This is a genomic window from Sphingomonas sp. LY54, from assembly GCF_035594035.1.
Classification (GTDB): Bacteria; Pseudomonadota; Alphaproteobacteria; order Sphingomonadales; family Sphingomonadaceae; genus Allosphingosinicella.
The window spans coordinates 3,174,670-3,196,475 of sequence record NZ_CP141588.1; the positions used below are offsets into that span (position 1 = coordinate 3,174,670).

Here is a 21,806-nt window from a genome sequence, read left to right on the forward strand (position 1 = left end):
GCCTTCTATGTGTCGGCCGCCGCGGCCGGATTGCTGCTGACGGCGTGGGCGTCGACCAGCGTTTCGTTCAACTGGCAGCCCGTTCCCGAGCAGATCAAGGGCAATGACGCCGGCGCGCTGGCGATCGGCGAGGCCAAGCGCAAGGGCCCGAGCCTGGTCGACTATGGCCGGCTCGATGCGCGGCTGCAGCGCCTGGTGGAGGAGGATGCGATGGTCGGCCTCGCGGTCGGCGTGGTCGAGGACGGCGAGATCCGCTTCCTGAAGGGCTATGGCGTCACCGACGCCGGGACCGGCGAACCGGTCACCACCGACACGATCTTCCGCTGGGCCAGCGTCTCCAAGGGGGTGGCCGCCGACATGGTCGCCAAGCTCGCCGACGAGGGCAAGCTTTCGCTCTACGAGCCCATCTCCAAATATTCGGCCTCGCTGCGCCTGCCGGGCGGCAACGAGCATAAGGCGACGGTTTCCGACCTGTTGTCGCATCGGCTTGGCCTGTTTGGCCATGCGAATGACGCGCGCCTGGAGGATGGCGGCGACGCGCGGATGCTGCGCGCCAATCTGGCGACGCTCAACGCGATCTGCCCGGTCGGCAACTGCCATTCGTATCAGAATGTCGCTTATGACGCGGCCAGCGAGATCGTCGAGAGCGTCACCGGCCAGAGCTACCAGGAGGCGGTGCGCGACCGCCTGTTCCTTCCGCTCGGCATGCGCAGCGCCACGCTCACGCGGGACGGCCTGCTCGGCGCCAAGAGCTGGGCCAAGCCCCATCGCGGCGGCAAGAATTCGCGGCCGGTGGAGGTCACCGACAGCTATTATCGCGTGCCTGCCGCGGGCGGCGTCAACAGCTCGATCAAGGACCTCGCGATCTGGATGAAGGCGCAGATGGGCGAGGAGCCCGATGTGCTTCCGGCCAAGGTGCTGGAAAGCGTCCAGGCGCCGCGCGCAGCGACGCCTGGCGAACGCGCGCGCATGCGCAAGTTTCGCGAGCGGCTGAACGCCGCGAGCTACGGCCTCGGCTGGCGGGTCTATGATTATGCCGGGCACAATGTGATCGGCCATCGCGGCGGCGTCACCGGCTACCGCTCGCTGATCATGTTCGATCCCGAGCGGAAGAGCGGCGTGGTCGCGCTGTGGAACTCGTCGACGGCGAAGCCGGGCGGGCTCGAGTTCGAGGTCATGGACATGATCTACAAGTTGCCGCGCAAGGACTGGCTGGATCTCGACGGCAAGACCGGGCCGTCGCCGCAGCCGCAGGAAATGCTCACGCCAGACGGAGGTTCGCCCAGATAGGCAGGTGATCGGAGGCCTTGCGAGATGCGGCGCTGAAATGGGCGCCGCTCTCCAATATCTCCAGCCCGTCGCTGGCCATGATCCGGTCGAGCTGCGCGATCGGCCGCCGCGCGTGGAAGCTGCGCCCGCAATCGGCGAAGCGGAAATGGTGGCCGAAGTCGCGCAGGCAGCCGCCGTTCACGCTCCACTCGTTGAGGTCGCCCATCAAAATCGTCGGCGGCTGGTCGTGGCGGTTGGCGAGGTGGGCGAGGATTGCATGCGCCTGCCGCCGGCGCCACAGGCCGGAAAGATCGAGGTGCATGCCGACGACGCGAATGTGGGTGCCATTGACGCTGAGGTCGGCGAGTACGGCGCCGCGCGGCTCGAGCGACGGGATGTGCAATATCTCGCGATCGATGATCTCGACGTCGCGCTTCACGAGCATGGCGTTGCCGTGCCAGCCGATGCTGCCCTGCCGCGCCTCGAACGGCACCGGCTTATAGTCGCTATGCTCCTCGATCATGTGGAACGGCAAAGCGCTGAGGCGGGCGCCGAAGCGGCGATCGGCCTCCTGCAGCGCGACCACGTCCGCGTCGACCTCGCGCAGCACCTCCAGGGTGCGCTCGGGCCGACGCCGGCGGTCGGTCCCGATCGCTTTGCGCATATTGTAGCTGGCGACGCGGATCATGTCGGCCTGCATAAAGGGGGCGCCGGCCCCGGCGTCAATGCAGGATCAGGCCCGGGCGCGGCCCGATTCCTTGCCCAGGCTGTGGTCCAGAGCGCGCGCCGCCTTGTTGGCCGCACCCAGGATCGCCTTGTCCACCGTCGCTCCATTCTCCGTCACCGCCACCGGCTGCAGGCCGCTCGCCCGGGCCTCGAGCGTGCAACGCAGGTCCGTCCCGCCGCGTGGGCCGTTCACGTCCGAGACGTGAATGGCGACATGGGTCAGCCGTTCCTCGAAGCGCCCGAGCCGCTCGCGCACGCGCTCCTCGATGCGGGCGGCGCGATCGTCGCTGCTGTCGATCTGGTTGTCGGTGTGGATCTGGATGAACAAGTTCGGTCTCCTTCTTATGTTCTCATGCCGACAATGAAGGAGAGGGCGAAGCCGTTCCCACGGTCTTTACCGCAACCGGCCGCGATTGCGCTGGATGGAGCGGCGGCGGGCGGCTAGTCGAAGGCGATGGCGAAAGTGCGCAAGAGATATGTGTGCCAGGCGTGCGGCTCGGTCAGCAGCCGCTGGCAAGGGCAGTGCAGCGACTGCTCCGAATGGAACAGCCTGGTCGAGGACACGGCCGCGGTTGTGACGCCTTTTTCGGCGCGGCACGATCTGCGCACGGGCGGGAGAGCGGTCGAGCTGGTCGGGCTCGACGCCGACGTGCGCCTGCCCGACCGGCTGTCGACCGGGATCAAGGAATTCGACCGCGCGCTCGGCGGCGGCCTCGTCGCCGGCTCGGCGACCCTGATCGGCGGCGACCCCGGGATCGGCAAGTCGACCTTGCTATTGCAGGCGGCGGCCAATCTCGCCAGCCGCGGCGCCCCGGTCGCCTATATTTCCGGCGAGGAAGCGGCCGACCAGGTGCGGCTGCGCGCGCGCCGGCTCGGACTCGGCAAGGCGCCGGTGCAGCTGGCCGCCGCAACGTCGGTGCGCGATATCCTGACGACGATGGGGGAAAGCGCGCCGCCCGCTCTGCTGATCATCGATTCGATCCAGACGATGCATTCCGACCTGATCGAGGGTGCGCCGGGAACGGTCAGCCAGGTCCGCGCCTCGGCCCAGGAACTGATCCGATTCGCCAAGGAATCGGGCACGGCGGTGGTGCTGGTCGGGCACGTCACCAAGGACGGCAGCATCGCCGGGCCGCGCGTGCTCGAACATATGGTCGACACGGTGCTGAGCTTCGAGGGCGAGCGCAGCCACCAGTACCGCATCCTGCGCGCCGCCAAGAACCGCTTCGGTGGCACCGACGAGATCGGCGTGTTCGCAATGCAGGAAGAAGGGCTGACCGAGGTCGCCAACCCTTCGGCCCTGTTCCTCACCCATCGCGGCGAGGCCGTGTCGGGCGCGACCGTCTTTCCGGCGCTCGAGGGCACACGGCCGGTATTGGTCGAGATCCAGGCGCTGACGGTGCGGCTGGCGAGCGGCGCGACGCCGCGGCGGGCGGTGGTCGGCTGGGATTCGGGGCGACTGGCGATGATCCTCGCCGTGCTGGAAGCGCGCTGCGGCCTCAGTTTCTCGACCGCCGAAGTCTATCTCAACATCGCCGGCGGCTACCGCGTCAGCGATCCCGCGGCCGACCTCGCGGTCGCCGCCGCCTTGGTCTCGGCTCTGGCCGAGCGGCCCGTGCCGGCGGAGACGGTGGCATTCGGCGAGGTCGCCCTGTCGGGCGAGCTCCGCCCGGTCTCGCACGGCGCGCTGCGCCTCAAGGAGTCAGCCAAGCTCGGCTTCGAGAAGGCCTATGTGCCTTCGTCGCTGGCCGGCGAGAAGAGCCCGCTCGGCCTCACCCGCTTCCGCACGCTCGGCGAACTCGTTGACCATCTGCTGGGCCGCCAGTAGCGCCCGTCTCATGGCTGGTCTTACTGCTTTCGACATCATCGTGCTGCTGCTTGTCGGCGGCGGCCTGTTCTTCGGCTTCCTGCGCGGCTTCGTCGGCGAGGTGCTCTCGCTCGGCGCCTGGGTGGCGGCGATCGTCGCCCTCAAATTCTTCCACGGTCCCGTCAGCGCAGGGCTGGAGGGGCCGGTCGGCACGCCGTCCGGCGCGTCGGTACTGGCCTTCGCCCTGATCTTCGGCATCGTCTTCGTCGCCGGCAAGCTGATCGCCGGCCGGATCGGCGGCGCCACGCGCAGCTCGGTGATCGGCCCGGTCGACCGCGTGCTCGGCGCGGGCTTCGGCGCGCTGAAGGGCCTGATCGGCGCGACCTTGCTCTATCTCGCCGCGAACCTCGTCTACGACACGATCTGGGGCAAGGCGTCGGAGCGGCCGCAATGGATGGCGACTTCGCGCACCTATCCGTTGCTCAACGCCAGCGGCCGCGCGATCGTCGACTTCGTCGAGGCGCGCCGCGAGCGCGAGCCCGACGAGGTGATCGGCGAGAATAAGGCGAGCAGCCGATGATCCGCCTGCACGACACGATGGCGCGGGCGAAGCGCGACTTCGAGCCAGCGGATGAGTCTCGCGTGACGATGTATGTGTGCGGCCCGACGGTCTACAACCGCGCCCATATCGGCAATGCCCGGCCCTATGTCGTGTTCGACGTGCTCGCCCGGCTGATCCGCCACCGTTACGGGCCGGACAGCCTCGCCTATGCGCGCAACTTCACCGACGTCGACGACAAGATCATCGACGCCGCCCGCGCCGAGGGCGTCGACCCGTCGGTCGTCACCGAGCGCTACGAGCAGCTCTTCCTCGACGACATGGGCGCGCTCGGCGTGCTGCCGACGACCTACATGCCGCGCGCGACCGAGCATATCGGCGAGATGATCGCCATGATCGGGCGGCTGATCGAGACCGGCCACGCCTATGAGGCGGACGGCCATGTCCTGTTCCACGTCCCCTCCGATCCCGAGTACGGCGCGCTCGGCCGCCGCGACCGCGACGCCATGGTCGCCGGCGCCCGCGTCGAGGTCGCTTCCTACAAGAAGGACCCGGCCGATTTCGTGCTGTGGAAGCCCTCGCCCGAAGGCGTGATCGGCTGGGATAGCCCGTGGGGCCGGGGCCGGCCGGGCTGGCATATCGAATGCTCGGCGATGATCGAGAAGCATCTCGGCGAGACGATCGACATCCATGCCGGCGGCCACGATCTCATCTTCCCGCATCACGAGAACGAGATCGCGCAGAGCCGCTGCGCGCATGGCGGCGCGCCGCTCGCGCGCTACTGGCTGCACAACGGCTTCCTCTCGATGGCGGGCGGCGAGAAGATGTCGAAGAGCCTCGGCAACGTCGTTACGGTCGGTGAGCTGCTGAGCGAGGGCCACAAGGGCGAGACTTTGCGCCTGGCCCTGCTCTCGGCCCATTATCGCCAGCCGCTCGAATGGTCGTCCCAGCTCATCGCCCAGAGCAAGGCGACGCTCGACCGTCTCTATCGCGCGGCGGGCGACGCCATCGGGGGCGAGGCCGAGCCGACCGTGATCGAAGCGCTGGCCGACGACCTCAATACGCCGCTGGCGCTGTCGCGGCTCGTCGCGATCCACGATCCGGCGACGCTACGGGCCAGCGCGGTCCTGCTCGGGCTGCTCGGCACCGGCGCGACCCAATGGTTCCAGGGCGAGGGCGACAGCGGCGTCGAGGAGCGCATCGAGGCGCGGGCGGCAGCCAAGAAGAATCGTGACTTCGCCGAGGCGGACCGGATTCGCGCCGAACTCACCGCCGACGGCATCCTGCTCGAGGACGGGCCGGCCGGGACGACTTGGCGCCGGGCCTAGCCGGCGCTCGCCAACGGCCGCTGCCGCGCCTATATCGGCGCGGTGACTACCGCCCTCTATAATCGCGACATTCTCCGGCTGGCGGCTTCGATCCCGCACCAGCGTCGGCTCGACCACCCGCAGGCGACCGCCGAGAAGCGCTCGCCGGTCTGCGGGAGCCGGGTCGCGGTCGACGTCGTGCTCGACGGGGAAGGGCGGGTAGCGGCGCTCGGACAGGAGGTGAAGGCCTGCGCGCTCGGCCAGGCTTCGGCCGCCTTGATGGGCGCCCATGCGATCGGCCGCGACGAAGGCGAGCTGGCCGCGGCGCGCGATGCGCTCGCCGCCTTTCTGGCCGGGGACCGAGACGATCCGGGCCCATGGCCGGGGCTGGACGTGCTCGCCCGGGCGCGGCCCTACAAGGCGCGGCACCCCTCGATCCTGCTCCCCTTCGAGGCCGTCGCCGAAGCGGCTGCGCGGGCCGTCGGCTGATGGAAGCCGAGGCCGCCGCGCACACCGCTTCTTTGGTGCTGCGCGACGGCGTGATCATGCTCGGCGCGGCGCTGCTGTTCGTCACGCTGTTCCGCCGCCTCGGGCTCGGCGCTGTACTCGGTTATCTGATCGCGGGCGCCCTGGTCGGGCCGCACGGGTTCGGATGGGTCTCGGCCGGCGAGAGCCTGCTCCACATCGCCGACTTCGGCATCGTTCTGCTGCTCTTCCTGGTCGGGCTCGAGCTCCATCCCAGCCGGCTGTGGCGGCTGAAGCACGACATTTTCGGCCTCGGCCTGCTCCAAGTCGTCGCGAGCGGGCTCGTGCTCGCCGCTTTGGTCTACGCCTTTACCGGCTTCACCTGGCAGGCGTCGCTGGCGATCGGGCTGCCGCTGGCTTTGTCCTCGACCGCGCAGGTGCTGCCGAGCCTGCGTTCGGACGGCTCGATCAACACGCGCAGCGGCGAGCGCACCTTCTCGATCCTGCTCTTCCAGGACCTCTCGATCGTGCCCCTGATCACGATCATCGCGGCGCTCTCGCGGGTGCCGGCCGAACCGGGAAGTCCGCCGGGCTGGCAGCTCGGCCTGTACACGGTCGGCGCGATCGTCGGGCTGGTGCTGGCCGGGCGCTATCTGATCAGCCCGCTCTTTCGGATCGTCGGCCGGGTCAGCGAACGCGAATTGTTTGTCGTCGCCGGCCTGTTCACGGTGCTCGCGGCGGCGGCTGTGATGCAGTCGCTGAGCCTCTCCACGGCGCTCGGCGCATTCGTCGCCGGGGTGATGCTGGCCGATTCGCCGTACCGGCACGAGCTCGAGGTCGATATCGAGCCGTTCCGGTCGATCCTGCTCGGCATGTTCTTCGTCGCGGTCGGCATGATGCTCGATCTGGGCGCGATCGCCGAGCGGCCGTTCTTCGTGCTGGGAATGGCGGCGACGCTGATCGCCGCCAAGGCGGCGGTCCTGTTCGCCCTCGCACGAGCGTTCGGCATCGAGTCGCGACCCGCCTTGAAGCTCGGATTGCTGCTCAGCCAGGGCGGCGAGTTCGCGTTCGTGCTGTTCGGCGCGGCGCAGGCGGCGCGGCTGATCGCGCCCGAGGCGGCGAGCCTGTTCAGCGCGATCGTCACGGTGTCGATGGCGTCGACGCCGTTCCTGATGATGTTCAACGACTGGTTCGACCGGCGGTCAGGACGGGCCGCGGGCAGGGAGCTCGAAGGTCCCGAGAGCTCGCCGGAGACGCGCGCCATCGTCGTCGGCTACGGTCGCTTCGGGCAGACCGTGGCGCAGATGCTGATGGCCAAGGGGATCACCGTCACTTTGGTTGATTCCAAGCCGAGCCAGATTGAGCTCGCCGGCGCCTTCGGAGCCAAGGTCTATTATGGCGACGGCACGCGGCTCGACCTGCTGCGCGCGGCCGGGGCGGGGGAGGCGCAGAGCCTGTTATTCTGCATCGACGGCAACGGCCTTACCGCGGCGAAGCTCGAACCGATCCTGGAGGCCTTCCCGCAGACGTCGGTCTTCGTGCGCGCCTATGACCGCATCCATTTGATGGATATCGGCCGCCTCGATCTAGCCGGCGCCTACCGCGAACTCTTCGAATCGGCGGTGCATATGGGGCGCGATGCGCTGGCGCGCTTCGTCGGCGACGAGGAGGCGGCGCGGGTCGAGCACGAATATCGGCGGCGGGACATCGAGCGACTCGCGAGCCAGAGCGAAACGGGCGACATCCATGCCAGCCAGGACATCATGTTCCGGCCCGACAATCCTATCGCAGCGGAAGAGTCGGACCCGGCCCCTGCACCCGCTGCGCCAGCGCCGTAAGGATCTGATCGACGGCGCGGTCGTGCGGGGAGGCCTGGCTGCGTACGTGGAGATGCGCCTCGGCGTAGATCGGGTTGCGCGCCTCGGCGAGCGCGCGCAGCACCGCCCTCGGGTCCTTGTCGCGCAGCAGCGGGCGGTGGTCGCGGCGCGAAACCCGGTCCGCCAGAGTGTCGATGTCGGCGTCGAGCCAGATGGCGATGCAGCGCTCCAGGATCATGGCGCGGGTCTCGGGATCGATGAAGGCGCCGCCGCCCGTGGCGATTACCTTGGGCGCGCCGTCCACCAGCCGGGCGATGACGCGGCGTTCCCCGTCGCGGAAGCTGGGCTCGCCGAAGCGGTCGAAGATCTCGGTGATCGAATGGTCGGCGACGCGCTCGATCTCGTCGTCGGAATCGATGAAGCCGAGGCCCAGCCGGCGGGCGAGCCTTTTGCCGATCGTGGATTTGCCGACCCCCATGAGGCCGACGAGGACGATCGACCGATCGGGGCGAGGAAGAGAGGAAGCCATCAAGGCAGGGCTATACATAAGCGGGTGAGGTGGGGCAAAAGGCCCGGCATGGCTAAGTACTCGTCCCTTTCCGCTCCCCGGCGGCGTCGCTCGCCGATGCCGATGATCCTCCTGGTCCTGCTCGTCGCGCTTGTCGCCGGCCTGATCTACCTCGCCATGCGCGACACCGAGGTCGCGCCGCAGCGCATCGAGCAAGATGTGACGAATGAAGCACTGGCGCAGTAAGATCCTGGCGCTGGGCGGCGTCGCCGCCCTGGCCGCCGCGATCCCAGCCATCGGCCAGAACGCCCAGGCCCCGGAATCGCTGTTGCCGCCCGGCTTCGGCGATCCCAAGGCGCTGCCCCCGCCGGTCCCCCCGACGACCCCGGCTCCCGCCGCGCCGTCCACGGCTCAGCCTTCTGCGCCCCGCGCCGCGCCGGCCGCCCCGCGCAGCCTCGGGGGGCTGGAGACGGTCATCGAGAATGCGTCGGACGAAGATCTCGAAGCGCTCGCCAACCTTCCGCCGCCGATCGAGATCCCCGACGCCTCGCGCCGCCCGGTCGACGTGGTCGGCGTGCTCGAACGCGGCAATTGGGGCCTCGGCGCCGATGCGTTCGCGGGCGCCGACGGCCGCTTTCTCTCGACGTTGATGCGCCGCCTCGATGCGCCGCTGCCGTCGCGCTGGAATTCGATGCTGTTGCGCCGGGCCCTGCTGTCGCGCGTCCCCGCGCCGGCGTCCGTGCAGCCGGTCGATTGGGCCGCCGAGCGCGCCTGGCTGTTGCTGCGCATGGGCGAAGCCGATGCCGCACGGATGCTGGTCCAGTCGATCGACGTCGACCAATTCACGCCCAAGATGTTCTCGGTCGCGGTCCAGACGGCGCTGGCGACCGCCGATCCGGCTGCATTGTGCCCGCTGATCGAGCCGGGCCGCAAGACCTCGGACGAGCCGGTCTGGGTCCTTGGCGACGCGATCTGCGCCTCGCTCTCGGGCGAAGCGGGCCGCGCCAGCTCGGTGATCGAGCAGACCCGCCGCCGCGGCCGCATCGGCGGCATCGACCTCGTGCTCGCCGAGAAAGTGGTCGGATCGGGCGAGAATACCCGCCGCGCGGTGACCGTCGAATGGGAGCCGGTCGACAGCCTCAACAGCTGGCGTTTCGGCCTGGCTGCCGCAACCGGAGTCGAGATTCCGGAAAGGCTGATGGGCGCGGCCAGCCCCCACATGCGCGCCTGGCAGGCGCGGGCGCCGATGCTCCCGCTCGAGCAGAGAGTCGGCGCGGCCTATACCGCCGCCTCGCTCGGCGTGTTCTCCAATGCCTCGCTGGTCGAGATGTTCAGCCTGATCGGCGACGCCACCGACCCCTCGGAAATGAGCGAATCGGTGGCTGGGCGGCTCCGCCAGACCTATATCGCGCGCACCGGGCAGGCCCGCGTCGCGGCGATGCGCGCGCTCTGGGAGGAAGCGAAGAACCCGACCGAGCGTCACGCCCGCTCGATCCTGACCGCGAGCGCGGCGGCGCGGCTGGCGCCCAATCCCGCATTCGGCAACGACATTCCCGATCTCCTCGCCTCGATGCTGACCGCCGGTTACGACCAGCAGGCGGCGCGCTGGTCCGGCGTGGTCGAAGCGCTCGACGGCGAGGCGGGGCATCTCGCCTGGGCCTTGCTCGCGACGGCCTCTGCCGATCCCGCGGTCGAGATCAGCCCGGCGCGCGTGGAAGCGTTCCGCGACGGCGACGAAAGCAAGGACAGCCATCGCACGCGCCTGCTGTTTGCGGCGCTGGCCGGGCTCGACCGGCTCGATGCCGGCGCGCGCGACCAGCTCGCGGGCGATCTCGGCGTGCGCATCGGCCAGCGCAACGGCTGGACCGATATGCTCGAGCGCGCGGTGCAGGGTCGCCAGCCTGGGACCGTCGCCCTGCTCGCCGCGGTCGGCATGCAGACCGGCGGCTGGGCGGGCGTACCGCCCGAGCATCTCTACCAGATCGTCAGTGCGCTGCGTCGGGTGGGACTCGGCTACGAGGCCCGCATGATCGCTGCCGAGGCCGTGGCCCGCGGATAGATGGCCCTGAATCGGCTCCTCTCGTGATGCGGGCATGACCAGCCCGGATCATGCGTCGGGCCGGACCGGCGAGGACAGGCAGCTGATCGCCGCCTTCCTGGAAATGATGGCGGCGGAGGCGGGCGCCGCCCGCAACACCCTGGCCGCCTACGAAACCGACCTGCGCGGCGCGTCGCAATTGCTGCCGGGCGGGATCGCCGCTGCGGGCGCGGAAGAGCTGAAGGCCCTTGGCGAGGCGTGGCTGCCATTGAAGCGCACCACCGTGGCGCGCAAGGCGGCGGCGCTGCGCCGCTTCTTCGCCTTTCTCCAGGACGAGGGGCTGCGCGCCGACGATCCTTCCGCCGCTTTGCCGCGCCCCGCCGGTGCGCGCGCCTTGCCCAAGATCCTCGACCATGCCGCCATCGATTCGCTGTTCGCCGAGATCGAGCGCCGGAGACGCGAGGTCGGAGATCCGGCCTCGCTCCGGCTGGCCGCCCTGGTCGAATTGCTCTACGGGTCCGGGCTCCGCGCCACCGAGCTGGTTTCGCTGCCGCGCAACGCCGTGTCGCCGGACAAGCCGTTCTTGATTCTGCGCGGCAAGGGGGAGCGGGAGCGGCTCGTGCCGATCTCCGACCGCGCGCGGGCGGCCGTGGCCGAATGGAGCGCGCTGGTGCCGCGCGACTCGCCCTGGCTGTTCCCGTCGGGCAAGAAGCATCTCAGCCGGGTGCGTCTTTACCAGCTCATCAAGGCCCTGGCGGCGGCAGCGGGGATTCCACCGGATCGGATCAGTCCGCACGTGCTGCGCCATGCTTTTGCCACCCATTTGCTGGAAGGGGGCGCGGACCTGCGCGCGCTGCAGCTCCTTTTGGGCCATGCCGACATCGCCACGACGCAAATCTACACCCATGTCGACTCGCGCCGGCTAATCGACCTGGTCAATAGCCGCCATCCGCTCGCCGACGCCCGGCCACGTCCCGCCGTTGACGAGCCGGCCAAGGCACCCTAACCACCCGCGTCCATGGCCACCTTCCTCGATTTCGAAAAACCCATTGCGGAGCTGGACGCCCGCGTCACCGAACTGCGCGACACGGCGCAGGCGGGATCGCTCAACATCGACGCCGAGATCGAGAAGCTCGAGGCCAAGTCCGAGAAGCTGCTGCGTGACACCTATGGCAGGCTGACGCCGTGGCAGAAGACGCAGGTCGCCCGCCACCCGGAGCGGCCGCATTTCAAGGATTATGTCTCGGCTCTGGTCGACGAGTTCGTGCCGCTCGCCGGCGACCGCGGCTTCGCCGACGATCAGGCGATCATCGGCGGGCTCGGCAAGATGAACGGCCGCAAGGTGATGCTGATCGGCCACGAGAAAGGCGACGACACCGCGTCGCGCCTCAAGCACAATTTCGGGATGGCCAAGCCCGAGGGCTATCGCAAGGCGATCCGGCTGATGCACCTCGCCGACCGCTTCGGCCTGCCGGTGGTCACCTTGGTCGACACCGCCGGCGCCTTTCCGGGCGTCCAGGCCGAGGAGCGCGGCCAGGCCGAAGCCATTGCCCGCTCGACCGAAGCCTGCCTGTCGCTCTCGGTGCCGCTGGTCGCTGCGATCGTCGGCGAGGGCGGTTCGGGCGGCGCCATCGCCATCGCCGCGGCCAATCGCGTGCTGATGCTCGAACATTCGGTCTATGCCGTGATCTCGCCCGAAGGCTGCGCCTCGATCCTGTGGCGGACCGCCGACAAGGCCGCCGACGCGGCCGAAGCGATGCGGGTCACCGCCCAGGATCTGAAGCAATTGGGCGTGATCGAACGCATCGTGCCCGAACCGCTCGGCGGCGCCCATCGCCAGCCGGGCGAGGCGATCGCGTCGCTCGGGGCCGCGATCGAGGAGGAATTGGCCCGCTATCAAGGCATGGCGCCGGCCGAAATCCGCGCCGAACGCCGCGCCAAGTTCCTCGCCATCGGCTGAGCGCCCGGGGCGCCACGGAACATCGCATCGCTTGCCCGGTTATTCGGACCGATACCGTTCCGAGTAAGGAGTATTTCCCATGCCATCGAAGACGCTGATCGCGCTCTCTGCAACGGCCGCGATCTGCACGGCCATGGCCGTGCCGGTGGCCGCCCAGAAGGTGCGCGCCATCTCGCCAAGCGCGATGCAGCAGGCCGCCCAGCAGCATCCCCAGATTATCGAGGAGTTCGGTGGCACGATCGACGCCACGCGCGCCGCCTATGTCACCAATGTCGGCCGCAAGGTCGCCAATTATTCCAACGTGCAGGGCGGCGGAAACAGCTACACGATCACCACGCTGAACTCGCCGGTGCTGAACGCCTTCGCCGTCCCCGGCGGATACGTCTATATCACGCGCCAATTGCTAGGCCTGATGGATGACGAGGCTGAGCTCGCCTCGGTGCTCGGTCACGAGGTCGGCCACATCGCCGGCAATCACAGCAAGCAGCGCCAGAATCGCGGGCTCCTCAGCCAGATCGGTGCGGTCCTGGTCGGCGCGGTCACCGGGTCCAGCCAGCTTGGCCAGTTGGCGGGGCAGGTGGGGCAGGGTTTCCTGCTCAGCTACTCGCGCAGCCAGGAATATGAAGCCGACGCCCTGGGCGTCCGCTACATGGCCGCGGCGGGCTACGACCCGACCGCTTCGGCGAGCCTGCTCGCCTCGCTCGGCGAAGCGAGTGCGCTCGACGATCGGCTCAACGGTCGCGACGCGCGCACGACGCCGAGCTGGGCGCGGACCCATCCGCTCAGCGCCGACCGCGTCAAGCGCGCCAACCAGGTCGTTGCCAAGACACCGCGCGGCGCCGCCGTCCGCAACCGCGACCAGTTCCTCAACATGGTCGACGGCATGCTCTACGACGACGATCCCAAGCAGGGCATCGTCGACGGCCAGCAATTCCTTCATCCCGACCTGCGCCTGAAGTTCAGCGTTCCGCAGGGCTTCGGCATCCAGAACGGCACCCGCGCGGTCACCATCTCCGGGTCGAGCGGCCAGGCGCTGTTCGGTGGCGGAGCCTATAGCGGCGGCATCTCCAACTATATCGCGCAGGTCTATCAGTCGCTGGCCGGCCAGGCCCAGGTCAATGTGCCGCAGCCGCGCAGCACCACGATCAACGGCATCCCCGCTGCCTACAGCACGGCGCGGGTCAACACCCAGCAGGGCCAGGTGGACCTCACCGTGTTCGCCTATCAGTTCGATTCAGGTCGAATGTATCATTTCGCGATGATGACGCGCGCCGGTACCGGCATCGGGCCGTTTAGCGGAATGATCAATTCGCTGACGCGGATGTCGGCGAACGAGGCGGCGGCGATCCGTCCGCGCGTGATCGATGTGGTGACGGTGCGGTCGGGCGACACCGTGCAGTCGCTGGCCGGCCGCATGGCCTATGGCAATTACCAGATGGAGCGCTTCCTGGCGCTGAACTCGCTGGCGGCGAACAGCAGGCTCACGCCCGGACAGAAGGTGAAACTGGTCGTCTACGGCACGCGCTAGGAATCGAAAACGGGCGGCGAAACCTGGTTTCGCCGCCCGCTCGAGTTCAAGTAAGCCGTCGCTTACGGGGTCGTCGTCGAACCCGCAGCCATGCTGGTGTTGACGGTGTCGAAGGTGGTCTCAAGGGTGTTGCCGAGGCCCGACATCGCGGTGATGGCGGCGACGGCGATCAGAGCAGCGATCAGGCCGTATTCAATGGCGGTCGCGCCCTTTTCGTTCTTGAAGAGCTTGTTGATGAATTTCATGTCCGGTCTCCTGTTCCAACAGAGTGGAAGTCCACACTTCCAGATCACTCCCCCGTTCTGGATCAGCGGAGCGAACCTTTCGAAGATTAAGCGGCGGAAGTTTCCAAACCTTTAATCCGTGCCTCGGGCCGTACCGCTGGACTCGGTGACGTTGGCCGAGACGTCGCTCCAGATGCCGACGGTCGTGCCGGCGACCTGGACGAGGGCGCCGATGATGGCGATCACGATCAGGGAAACGATGAGGCCATATTCGATGGCCGTTGCGCCGCGGATGTCACTGAGAAGCTTGCAGATCCGGCGCACCATTTCGTCCCCACGATAAAAGGGTGGAATTCCTCAGGCATCTGGATATCCGAACGCCGTTAACAAATTCCTAGTGGAGCAGCCGGGTTGGCAATGAGAGAGACGATCGTCGTAGTCGCGGCGGCCTTGGTGGACGCAGATGGACGCGTCCTGCTCCAGCAGCGCGCGCCCGGACGCCATATGGAAGGCCTCTGGGAATTCCCGGGCGGCAAGGTCGAGCCCGGCGAGAGGCCGGAGGCGGCTTTGATCCGCGAGCTGGCCGAGGAGCTCGGCATCGAGACCGACGAGGCCTGCATCGCCCCCGCGACCTTCGCCAGCGCCGATCTCTCGGGCCGGCATCTGCTGCTCCTGCTCTACGTCTGCCGCAAGTGGCGCGGCCAGCCGCAGCCGCTCGATGCGACCGCGCTCAAATGGGTGCGCCCCAACCAGATGTTCGCGCTCGAAATGCCGCCGGCCGACAAGCCGCTGATCGCCTTGCTCGACGCGTTGATCTAGCGCGGCGCCTTCAGGGTCGCGGCGAGCGAGGCGGTGGCGCTGCCGCGCTGTGCCGGCCGCGGCTGGTCGGGCGAGGGCGCCCAGCCGATCAGATAGAGTATGTCGAACCGCTCCGGTGTCTTGCCGTCGGCGTCGGCCTGGGCGGCGAAATCGGCATAAGCCGCCGCCAGCCCGAGCCGGCCGAGCGGGCGGCGGTCGCGCGTCTGCAGGATGTTGGTCGCGCCCATCGCGCGCAGATCCGCCAGGAGCTTGCCGAGGTCGGCGAAGCGCACCGTGACCGGCTCGCTGTCGACCACCGGCAGAGCGAAGTCGGCACGCATCAGCAGGTCGCCCGCCGCGCGCACGTCGATCTGCGGATGGATCCGGGCCGAGGCGCCGCCGGTCTCGGCCGCGTCCGCCGCCGCCATGGCGCTGCGCAGCCGCGGCAGGCTGCCCGCGCCGGCGAAGGCGGCGAGGAACAGCCCGTCGGGCCTCAGCGCGCGCCGGATCAGGGTGAGCGCGCCGGGCAGATCGTTGACCGAGTCGAGGCTTCCGACCGAAAGGATCAGGTCGAAGGCGCCGTCCGCGAAGGGAAGGCGGTCTTCGTCGCACTGGACGCCGCCCGCCGTGCGCGCGAACGCCGCGCCCGAGTCCGCCGTCGTCACGTTGAGGCCGCGCTCGCGCAGCCGTTCCGATACGAATTGGCCCGCGCAGCCGAGCGCGAGCGCCTCGTGGAAATCGCGTTTCACCCAGTCGAGCCGGGCGAGCAGTTCCTCGGCGGCGAGGCGGTGGAGATAGTCCGCCGCGGCGAACCGGCCGGCGGCACGGTCGCGGCGGCGCCGGCGCAGCTGGCGGTCGAAAGGCTTGTCCTCGGTCATTGCGGGCCTTGTGGCGCCGCGCCTTCAGGCAGACAAGGGCTGGCATGCTGTTGCCGGCCGGGGCGGCGCGCGCCGCCATCCGACAGATTGTCGATTTCGCGCTGCCGCCGCGCTGCCCGGGCTGCGGCGAAGTGACCGAGGACGAGCACCGCTTCTGCCTCGCCTGCTGGCAGAAACTCCACTTTCTGGGCGAGCCCTGTTGCGCGCGCTGCGGCCTGCCGTTCGACTATGATCGCGGCGCCGGCGTCGAATGCGGTGCCTGCCTGGCGAGCCCGCCGGCGTTCGACAGCCTTCGCGCTGCGGTGGCTTATGGCGAGATTGCCCGCAACGTCGCGCTGAAGCTCAAATATGCCGGCCGGCCAGGCGTCGCCCTGACGCTCGCGCACTTCATGCGCCGCCATCTCGATCCGTCGGCCGACGCGATCCTCGCGCCGGTGCCGCTGCACCGCTGGCGAATCTGGAAGCGCGGCTACAATCAATCGGCCCTGATCGTTTCAGCGCTGGGCCGGGGGACCGGACTGGAGACGCGCCTCGACCTCCTGACCCGCGCGAAAGCGACGCCGTCGCTGCGCGGCCTCAATCGCTCGCAGCGCGCGCTCGCCGTGCGCGGCGCATTTCGGGTCGACAACAGGATGAAGCCCGTCCTGCGCGGCCGTAGAATCGTGCTGGTCGACGACGTCTATACGACCGGCGCCACCGCCAATGGCTGCGCCCGGGCGCTGAAGCGCGCCGGGGCGAGCGCGGTGAACATTCTGTGCTGGGCGCGAGTTGTCGGCGGCAGTGATTGACAAAGACGGCGCTGACCCGCCAGTCGGGCCGCACGCCTCGCAACAGGAGCCACCATGCCGCGCGTCGAAATCTACACCAAGCCCTTCTGCCCTTATTGCGCCCGCGCCAAGGCGCTGCTCGAGAGCAAGGGCGTCGATTATGAAGAGATCGACATCGCCAGCGACCAGGAGAAGCGCGCGGCGATGATCCAGCGCGCCCAGGGCAAGACCACGGTGCCGCAGATCTTCATCGACGACCACCATGTCGGCGGCTCGGACGATCTGGCCTCGCTCGATCGGATGGGAAAGCTCGACGCACTGCTGACCGCCTGATGCGGATCGCCGTCCATCAGGCCCGGACCGGGATCGATCCGGTCGCCAATGCGGTCACGCTCGTGGCTGCCGTGGAGGAAGCTGCGGCGGGCGGCGCGACGATCCTGTTCACGCCCGAGATGAGCGGGCTGCTCGACCGCGACCGCGATCGAGCCGCGGCGCATCTCTCCGACGAGGCGCAGGATCCCGTGCTCGCGGCGGTGCGCGAAGCCGCCGCCCGAACCGGTCTCTGGGTCCATATCGGCTCGCTGGCGCTGAAGGGCGAGCGCGGCGATGGGCGGCTCGTCAACCGCGGCTTCCTGATCGATTCCAACGGCGCAATCCGCGCCCGCTACGACAAGATCCATCTGTTCGACGTCGATCTCCCGACCGGCGAGAGCTGGCGCGAATCCGCTTCCTATGCCGGCGGCGAGCGCGCGGTGGTGGCGGAGACGCCGCTCGGAAGGCTCGGCCTCTCGATCTGCTACGATCTTCGCTTTCCCGATCTGTATCGCGCGCTGACCGGGGCCGGCGCGACCATCCTGGCCATTCCGGCGGCCTTTACCGTGCCGACCGGGCAGGCCCATTGGCATGTCCTGCTCCGCGCCCGCGCGATCGAGGCGGGCGCGTTCGTGGTCGCCGCCGCCCAGGCCGGACGCCACGAGGACGGCCGCGACACGTTCGGCCACTCGCTCGTCGTCGATCCATGGGGTAAGGTGCTGCTCGACATGGGAAGCGAGCCCGGAGTGGGCTTCGCCGACGTGGACGTCGCCCAGGTGGACGAGGTGCGCCGTCGCCTCCCTGCCATCGCTCACCGCCGGCCGATCGGCGAACCCGAATTGATGCCATGATCGTCTTTGACTTGAAATGCCTGAGCAAGGGTCACGTCTTCGAGGCGTGGTTCGGCTCGACCGAGGATTATGAGGACCAGCGCCGGCGCTGGCTCGTGGAATGTCCGATGTGCGGCGATCCCGAGGTCGAGAAGGCCGTGATGGCGCCCAATGTCGCGGCCAAGGGCAATCGCGGGGGCGATGCGTCGTCCGCCGCTTCGGTGATGAGCGCCGATCCGGCCAAGATGAAGACGATGCTGGCCGCGCTGGCCGTCGCCCAGCGCAAGATGCTCGAAACCTCGGACTTTGTCGGCGACCGCTTCGCCGACGAAGCCCGCGCGATCCATCTCGGCGAGGCCGACGCCCGCTCCATCCACGGCCGCGCCACGCCCCAGCAGACGCAGAGTCTGATCGAGGAAGGAATCACCGTCGCGCCGCTGCCATTCCCGGTGGTCGAGCCGGGGCAGGAGAATTGACCGAGCGCCGCGCCCGGCCTAACCACGCCCTCGGTCGGCCCCGTAGCTCAGCAGGATAGAGCAACTGATTCCTAATCAGTAGGCCACAGGTTCGAATCCTGTCGGGGTCACCATTTGTCTTGAGCAACGGGGAAGAATGATGAACGGAGCCGATGAGCCCAGCGACGGCGATCTGGTCCGCCCCTCCCCGAAGGTTTCGGTGCCCGACGACGTGCAGGAGGCTGTGCGGACCCTGATCCGCTGGGCCGGCGACGATCCGTCGCGCGAAGGCCTGCTCGAAACGCCGGCTCGGGTAGCCCGCGCGTGGCGCGAATATGCCCGTGGCTATCGGGAGGATCCGGCGCACCATCTCGACCGCACCTTCGAGGAGGTCGGCGGTTATGACGAGATCGTTTTGCTCCGGGACATACCGTTCCAGTCGCATTGCGAGCATCACATGGCGCCGATTATCGGCAAGGCGGCGATCGCCTATCTGCCGAGCGACCGCGTCGTCGGCATCTCCAAGCTGGCGCGGGTGCTGCACGGCTTCGCGCGGCGCCTGCAGGTTCAGGAGCGGCTGACCGCGCAGGTGGCGGACGCGATCTGGGAGCATTTGAAGCCGCACGGCGTGGCCGTCGTGATCGAGGCGAGCCACGCCTGCATGACCGCGCGTGGCGTCCATACGCCCGGCGTGATGATGACCACCAGCCGGATGATGGGCGTGTTCCGCAACGACGAGCGTAGTCGCCGCGAGGTGCTGGCCCTGATGGGCTATTGATCGGTCGCTTCAGGCCGTTCGCAGCTTATTGAGGCTGGCGATCAGGCGCGCGTCGCGGCCGTAGGGATCGGCGTGCAGGGTGAGCCGGCCGTCGGCGTCTGCTTCGGCCGTGAAATAGACGAGATAGACCGGCCGGAAACGCTCGAGGGCGACGGTGCGGGTCGCCCACCCGGCCATCGCGCGACGCAGCCGCGACGGGCTCGATCCGTCCAACTCGAGCAGGTCGGCTGCGAGTTCGTCCATGTCCTTGACCCTGATGCAGCCGTTGCTGAACGTGCGGGTGGAGGCCGCGAACAGGCCCTTGGCAGGCGTGTCGTGCAGATAGATGAGCTGCGGGTTGGGCATGTCGAGCTTGATCTTGCCGAGCGCGTTGCGCGGCCCGGGCGGCTGGCGAAACACCCCGCCCGAATAATCAAAACCGCTCGCGCTGCGGCCCATGCGGCGGGCGATGCTCGGCGGCACGCTCCACCATGGATTGACCACCAGCGAGAGGGCAGGGACCGCGATCTGCGGCGTCGGCGTGGAGGGCTTGCCGACGATCACGTCGTGGGCGGCGACCGGCGTTCCGTCCTCGAACAATTGCAGCCGATAGGCCGGGACGTTGACTAACACATAATCGGAGCCGATCTCGCGCGGCATCCAGCGCCAGCGCTCCAGATTGGCGCGCAGGCGGTCGCGCGTCGCAGGGGCCTCCGCATCGGCATAGGCCGCGCGCAGGGCGGCATATCGTTCGTCGGACGGCAGCAGGCCCCGCAGCCAGTCCCGCACCCGATTGGCACGGACGGCGGCCTCGAGCCCATAGGCGAGCGTCTCGGCGTCGGGGCCGTAGCGCTCGATATGCCAGTCGAAGCGGGCCGGATCGACGCGACCGAACGCATAATCGCGCGCGAGCCGCAGCGCGGCCGCCGTCGCGGCATCGTCGGTGCGGGCGCGGTCGCCGCTGAGCGCCAGCGCGGCCAGGGTCTCGGGCCCGTAGTCCGCCGGATCGAGGCCTTCCCCGGCCGCAGCATTCAGTTCTGCGTGGAGATCGCGCAACGCGTCGGCGGACCAGAAAGGCGGTGGCGCCTCGGCGGCGGCGCGAGCGGCGCCGTCCGGCAGGATCGGGCCGGGCGGCATCGTCGCCGTGGTGAGGAAGATGGCGACCCCCGTCGACAGGCCGAAAAGCGCAAGCTTCTCCGCAGCTCTGCCGACGCTGAACGGCATTCTCACCTCCGATGGCGGCACCGGGCGACCCGGCAGCCTCAGCCTAACGCAAGATTTTCCGCTGTCCCAACGTTTTCGCTCACGATCCGGTTGCCGTTGCAGCCGCGGCCGCGCGCGCGGCGTAGCGCACCGGGCGGTCGAGGCTGGCGATCAGCTTGGCGTCGCGCCCATAGGGGTCCTCGTAGCGGACGATCGCCCCGTCCGGCGCGGCGTCGAGCGTGAAATAGACCAGATAGACCGGGCGCGCCTTGGGCAAGGCGAGCGTGCGGGTGGCGGAGCCTGCCAGCGCCTGGCGGACGGCATCGGCATCGCCGGCGTCGCGCTCGGCCAGCTCGGCGGCGAGCCGTTCGACGTCCTTCACCCGGATGCAGCCGTGGCTGAACGCGCGCGAGCTTTCGCCGAACAGGTGCTTGGACGGCGTATCGTGGAGGTAGATGGCGTGCGGGTTGGGCATGTCGATCTTGACCTTGCCGAGCGCATTGCCGGGGCCGGGACGCTGGCGCACCGCGCCGCCCGAAAAGACATAGCCCTTGCCGGCACCGGGGCGAATGCTGCCGGCGATGCTGCGCGGCACGTTCCACCACGGATTGACGACCAGTGCCCGGGCGTGGCTCGCAATCTGCGGCGTCGGCGTCTTGGGCGCGCCGACCACGACCGTATAGGAAGTGACCGGCTTGCCGTCCTCGACCAGGTCCAGCGTGTAGCTCGGCACGTTGACATAGATATGGTCGTCGCCCAGCCGCCGCGGCATCCAGCGCCAGCGTTCGAGATTGGCGCGCAGCCGATCGCGCATCGTCGGGTCGCTCTCGCCGGCATAAGCGGCGCGCAGCGCGGCGTAGCGCGGGTCGGACGGCAGCAGGCTGCGCAGCCAAGGCTGGACGCGGCCGTCGCGGACGGCGCCCTGCAGGCCGGCGGCGAGGCTGCCGCCATCCTCGCCGCGCTCGATATGCCAGCCGAACCGGCTGCGGTCGGCGACCCGTCCCTGCAAATAATCGCGCGCCAGCGCCAGTGCGGCGGCGGTGGCGATTCGGTCGGTGTCGGCGCTTTCCCCGCGGACGATGGCGGCGTCGAGGGCGGGCAGGTCATAGGCCGCGCTGTCGAGCCCTTCGCGCTCGGCCGCGCGCACTTCGTCGGCGAGTTCCCGGAGGGCGTCGGCCGACCAAAGGTGCATGGCCCGGACGGGCGCAGGCGCCGCTTCGGGGGCGACCGTGGGAACGGGGCCGGCGGAGGCGCCCGTCCCGAGCACGCCCACCGAGAGCAGGACCAGGGAAGCCATTGCGCCGGGCATGTGCCGGCCTGCGCTGAATCGCATCTTCGTCTCCATCGGACTGGATCGGGCCGCGGCTCTCCGCGCGGCGATGCAAGCTGTCTGGCCGGAGGCGGGGGTGCCCGCAGCCGCTAAGCGATGGAGACGGGATAGCGGGCGACCGGCAGCCCTGTCGCGCAACAAGCGGCGTTCGTCTCGGCCGCGCATTTTCGTCGAGCGAAGTAAACCGTTCGATATAACCTACGAAGTGTCAGGTGAGCCCCAGGCATAGTTAGTCGAGGACTAGGTAAAGATAGTAAAAGCGATCTTT

25 protein-coding genes and 1 tRNA gene are annotated in these 21,806 nt (G+C 69.0%); 18 read left to right on the plus strand and 8 right to left on the minus strand.

Annotation, left to right across the window (positions count from 1 at the left end; genetic code table 11):
* Window positions 1–9 precede the first annotated feature (9 nt).
* Entirely contained in the window at window positions 10–1,290 is a 1,281-nt protein-coding gene (locus SH591_RS15675) for a serine hydrolase domain-containing protein (protein ID WP_324749893.1), read from the plus strand.
* Here the strand turns inward: SH591_RS15675 and SH591_RS15680 are convergent.
* Both SH591_RS15680 and SH591_RS15685 read right to left on the minus strand, forming a co-directional pair.
* The gene (locus tag SH591_RS15680) at window positions 1,262–1,957 is read right to left on the minus strand and encodes an endonuclease/exonuclease/phosphatase family protein (protein WP_324749894.1); all 696 of its coding nucleotides are present in this window, start codon (window positions 1,955–1,957) and stop codon (window positions 1,262–1,264) included. The genes SH591_RS15675 and SH591_RS15680 overlap by 29 nt on opposite strands.
* Before the next feature lie 45 nt (window positions 1,958–2,002).
* Complete coding sequence (locus SH591_RS15685; protein WP_322830130.1) at window positions 2,003–2,323, minus strand: HPF/RaiA family ribosome-associated protein; 321 nt, start codon at window positions 2,321–2,323, stop codon at window positions 2,003–2,005.
* Window positions 2,324–2,449: 126 nt separating this feature from the next.
* Here SH591_RS15685 and radA point away from each other — a divergent pair, with 126 nt between their 5' ends.
* Genes radA through SH591_RS15710 form a run of 5 tightly spaced genes read left to right on the plus strand, consistent with a single transcriptional unit; the run spans window position 2,450 to window position 7,971 of the window.
* A complete protein-coding gene (gene radA / locus SH591_RS15690) occupies window positions 2,450–3,823 on the plus strand; it encodes a DNA repair protein RadA (protein ID WP_324749895.1) in 1,374 nt (457 codons plus the stop codon).
* 10 nt (window positions 3,824–3,833) lie between these two features.
* Window positions 3,834–4,382 carry a CvpA family protein gene (locus SH591_RS15695; protein ID WP_324749896.1) on the plus strand — a complete coding sequence of 183 codons (549 nt, stop codon included), beginning with the start codon at window positions 3,834–3,836 and terminating at the stop codon, window positions 4,380–4,382.
* Window positions 4,379–5,689, plus strand: a complete 1,311-nt coding sequence (gene cysS, locus SH591_RS15700) for a cysteine--tRNA ligase (RefSeq protein ID WP_324749897.1) — start codon at window positions 4,379–4,381, stop codon at window positions 5,687–5,689. Before SH591_RS15695 ends, cysS begins: the two co-directional genes overlap by 4 nt.
* Before the next feature lie 42 nt (window positions 5,690–5,731).
* Complete coding sequence (locus SH591_RS15705; protein WP_324749898.1) at window positions 5,732–6,157, plus strand: iron-sulfur cluster assembly scaffold protein; 426 nt, start codon at window positions 5,732–5,734, stop codon at window positions 6,155–6,157.
* The gene (locus tag SH591_RS15710) at window positions 6,157–7,971 is read left to right on the plus strand and encodes a monovalent cation:proton antiporter-2 (CPA2) family protein (RefSeq protein ID WP_324749899.1); all 1,815 of its coding nucleotides are present in this window, start codon (window positions 6,157–6,159) and stop codon (window positions 7,969–7,971) included. Before SH591_RS15705 ends, SH591_RS15710 begins: the two co-directional genes overlap by 1 nt.
* On the opposite strand, the gene SH591_RS15715 is transcribed toward SH591_RS15710, so the two are convergent.
* On the minus strand, window positions 7,916–8,479 hold the full coding sequence (locus SH591_RS15715) for a shikimate kinase (RefSeq protein WP_324749900.1): 564 nt from the start codon (window positions 8,477–8,479) through the stop codon (window positions 7,916–7,918). The two genes, SH591_RS15710 and SH591_RS15715, sit on opposite strands and share 56 nt — an antisense overlap.
* A 96-nt stretch (window positions 8,480–8,575) precedes the next feature.
* Here SH591_RS15715 and SH591_RS15720 point away from each other — a divergent pair, with 96 nt between their 5' ends.
* The 5 genes from SH591_RS15720 to SH591_RS15740 all read left to right on the plus strand — a co-directional run bounded on the left by SH591_RS15720 (window position 8,576) and on the right by SH591_RS15740 (window position 13,984).
* Window positions 8,576–8,704 carry a hypothetical protein gene (locus SH591_RS15720; RefSeq protein ID WP_324749901.1) on the plus strand — a complete coding sequence of 43 codons (129 nt, stop codon included), beginning with the start codon at window positions 8,576–8,578 and terminating at the stop codon, window positions 8,702–8,704.
* Window positions 8,685–10,517, plus strand: coding sequence for a hypothetical protein (locus SH591_RS15725; protein ID WP_324749902.1), 1,833 nt, complete (start codon window positions 8,685–8,687; stop codon window positions 10,515–10,517). The genes SH591_RS15720 and SH591_RS15725 overlap by 20 nt, the downstream gene beginning before the upstream one ends.
* A 34-nt stretch (window positions 10,518–10,551) precedes the next feature.
* Entirely contained in the window at window positions 10,552–11,502 is a 951-nt protein-coding gene (locus tag SH591_RS15730; protein WP_324749903.1) for a tyrosine recombinase, read from the plus strand.
* 12 nt (window positions 11,503–11,514) lie between these two features.
* Entirely contained in the window at window positions 11,515–12,456 is a 942-nt protein-coding gene (locus SH591_RS15735; protein WP_322830140.1) for an acetyl-CoA carboxylase carboxyltransferase subunit alpha, read from the plus strand.
* Between the two features lie 79 nt (window positions 12,457–12,535).
* Window positions 12,536–13,984: a M48 family metalloprotease gene (locus SH591_RS15740; RefSeq protein ID WP_324749904.1), complete on the plus strand. Its 1,449-nt coding sequence runs from the start codon at window positions 12,536–12,538 to the stop codon at window positions 13,982–13,984.
* A gap of 62 nt (window positions 13,985–14,046) precedes the next feature.
* Here SH591_RS15740 and SH591_RS15745 read toward each other — a convergent pair whose 3' ends face one another.
* Both SH591_RS15745 and SH591_RS15750 read right to left on the minus strand, forming a co-directional pair.
* Window positions 14,047–14,229, minus strand: coding sequence for a Flp family type IVb pilin (locus SH591_RS15745; RefSeq protein ID WP_324749905.1), 183 nt, complete (start codon window positions 14,227–14,229; stop codon window positions 14,047–14,049).
* Window positions 14,230–14,340: 111 nt separating this feature from the next.
* The gene (locus SH591_RS15750; RefSeq protein WP_324749907.1) at window positions 14,341–14,535 is read right to left on the minus strand and encodes a Flp family type IVb pilin; all 195 of its coding nucleotides are present in this window, start codon (window positions 14,533–14,535) and stop codon (window positions 14,341–14,343) included.
* Window positions 14,536–14,625: 90 nt separating this feature from the next.
* Between SH591_RS15750 and SH591_RS15755 the strand changes: the two genes are divergently transcribed.
* Window positions 14,626–15,027, plus strand: a complete 402-nt coding sequence (locus tag SH591_RS15755; RefSeq protein WP_324749908.1) for a (deoxy)nucleoside triphosphate pyrophosphohydrolase — start codon at window positions 14,626–14,628, stop codon at window positions 15,025–15,027.
* On the opposite strand, the gene SH591_RS15760 is transcribed toward SH591_RS15755, so the two are convergent.
* Complete coding sequence (locus SH591_RS15760) at window positions 15,024–15,884, minus strand: methyltransferase domain-containing protein (RefSeq protein ID WP_324749909.1); 861 nt, start codon at window positions 15,882–15,884, stop codon at window positions 15,024–15,026. The two genes, SH591_RS15755 and SH591_RS15760, sit on opposite strands and share 4 nt — an antisense overlap.
* 44 nt (window positions 15,885–15,928) lie before the next feature.
* Here SH591_RS15760 and SH591_RS15765 point away from each other — a divergent pair, with 44 nt between their 5' ends.
* The 6 genes from SH591_RS15765 (at window position 15,929) to folE (ending at window position 19,026) form a co-directional block, all read left to right on the plus strand.
* Window positions 15,929–16,672 (plus strand): ComF family protein, encoded by a 744-nt coding sequence (locus SH591_RS15765; RefSeq protein WP_324749910.1) that lies wholly within the window; start codon window positions 15,929–15,931, stop codon window positions 16,670–16,672.
* Between the two features lie 54 nt (window positions 16,673–16,726).
* Complete coding sequence (grxC, locus tag SH591_RS15770; protein ID WP_324749911.1) at window positions 16,727–16,984, plus strand: glutaredoxin 3; 258 nt, start codon at window positions 16,727–16,729, stop codon at window positions 16,982–16,984.
* Complete coding sequence (locus SH591_RS15775; protein WP_324749913.1) at window positions 16,984–17,814, plus strand: carbon-nitrogen hydrolase family protein; 831 nt, start codon at window positions 16,984–16,986, stop codon at window positions 17,812–17,814. Before grxC ends, SH591_RS15775 begins: the two co-directional genes overlap by 1 nt.
* Window positions 17,811–18,269 (plus strand): DUF1178 family protein, encoded by a 459-nt coding sequence (locus SH591_RS15780; protein ID WP_324749914.1) that lies wholly within the window; start codon window positions 17,811–17,813, stop codon window positions 18,267–18,269. The genes SH591_RS15775 and SH591_RS15780 overlap by 4 nt, the downstream gene beginning before the upstream one ends.
* A 36-nt stretch (window positions 18,270–18,305) precedes the next feature.
* Window positions 18,306–18,382: transfer RNA gene (locus SH591_RS15785), tRNA-Arg, on the plus strand.
* A gap of 26 nt (window positions 18,383–18,408) precedes the next feature.
* A complete protein-coding gene (gene folE / locus SH591_RS15790; protein ID WP_324749915.1) occupies window positions 18,409–19,026 on the plus strand; it encodes a GTP cyclohydrolase I FolE in 618 nt (205 codons plus the stop codon).
* Between the two features lie 9 nt (window positions 19,027–19,035).
* Here folE and SH591_RS15795 read toward each other — a convergent pair whose 3' ends face one another.
* On the minus strand, window positions 19,036–20,229 hold the full coding sequence (locus SH591_RS15795) for a L,D-transpeptidase family protein (RefSeq protein WP_324749916.1): 1,194 nt from the start codon (window positions 20,227–20,229) through the stop codon (window positions 19,036–19,038).
* A gap of 79 nt (window positions 20,230–20,308) precedes the next feature.
* Entirely contained in the window at window positions 20,309–21,541 is a 1,233-nt protein-coding gene (locus tag SH591_RS15800) for a L,D-transpeptidase family protein (RefSeq protein ID WP_324749917.1), read from the minus strand.
* Between the last annotated feature and the right edge of the window lie 265 nt (window positions 21,542–21,806).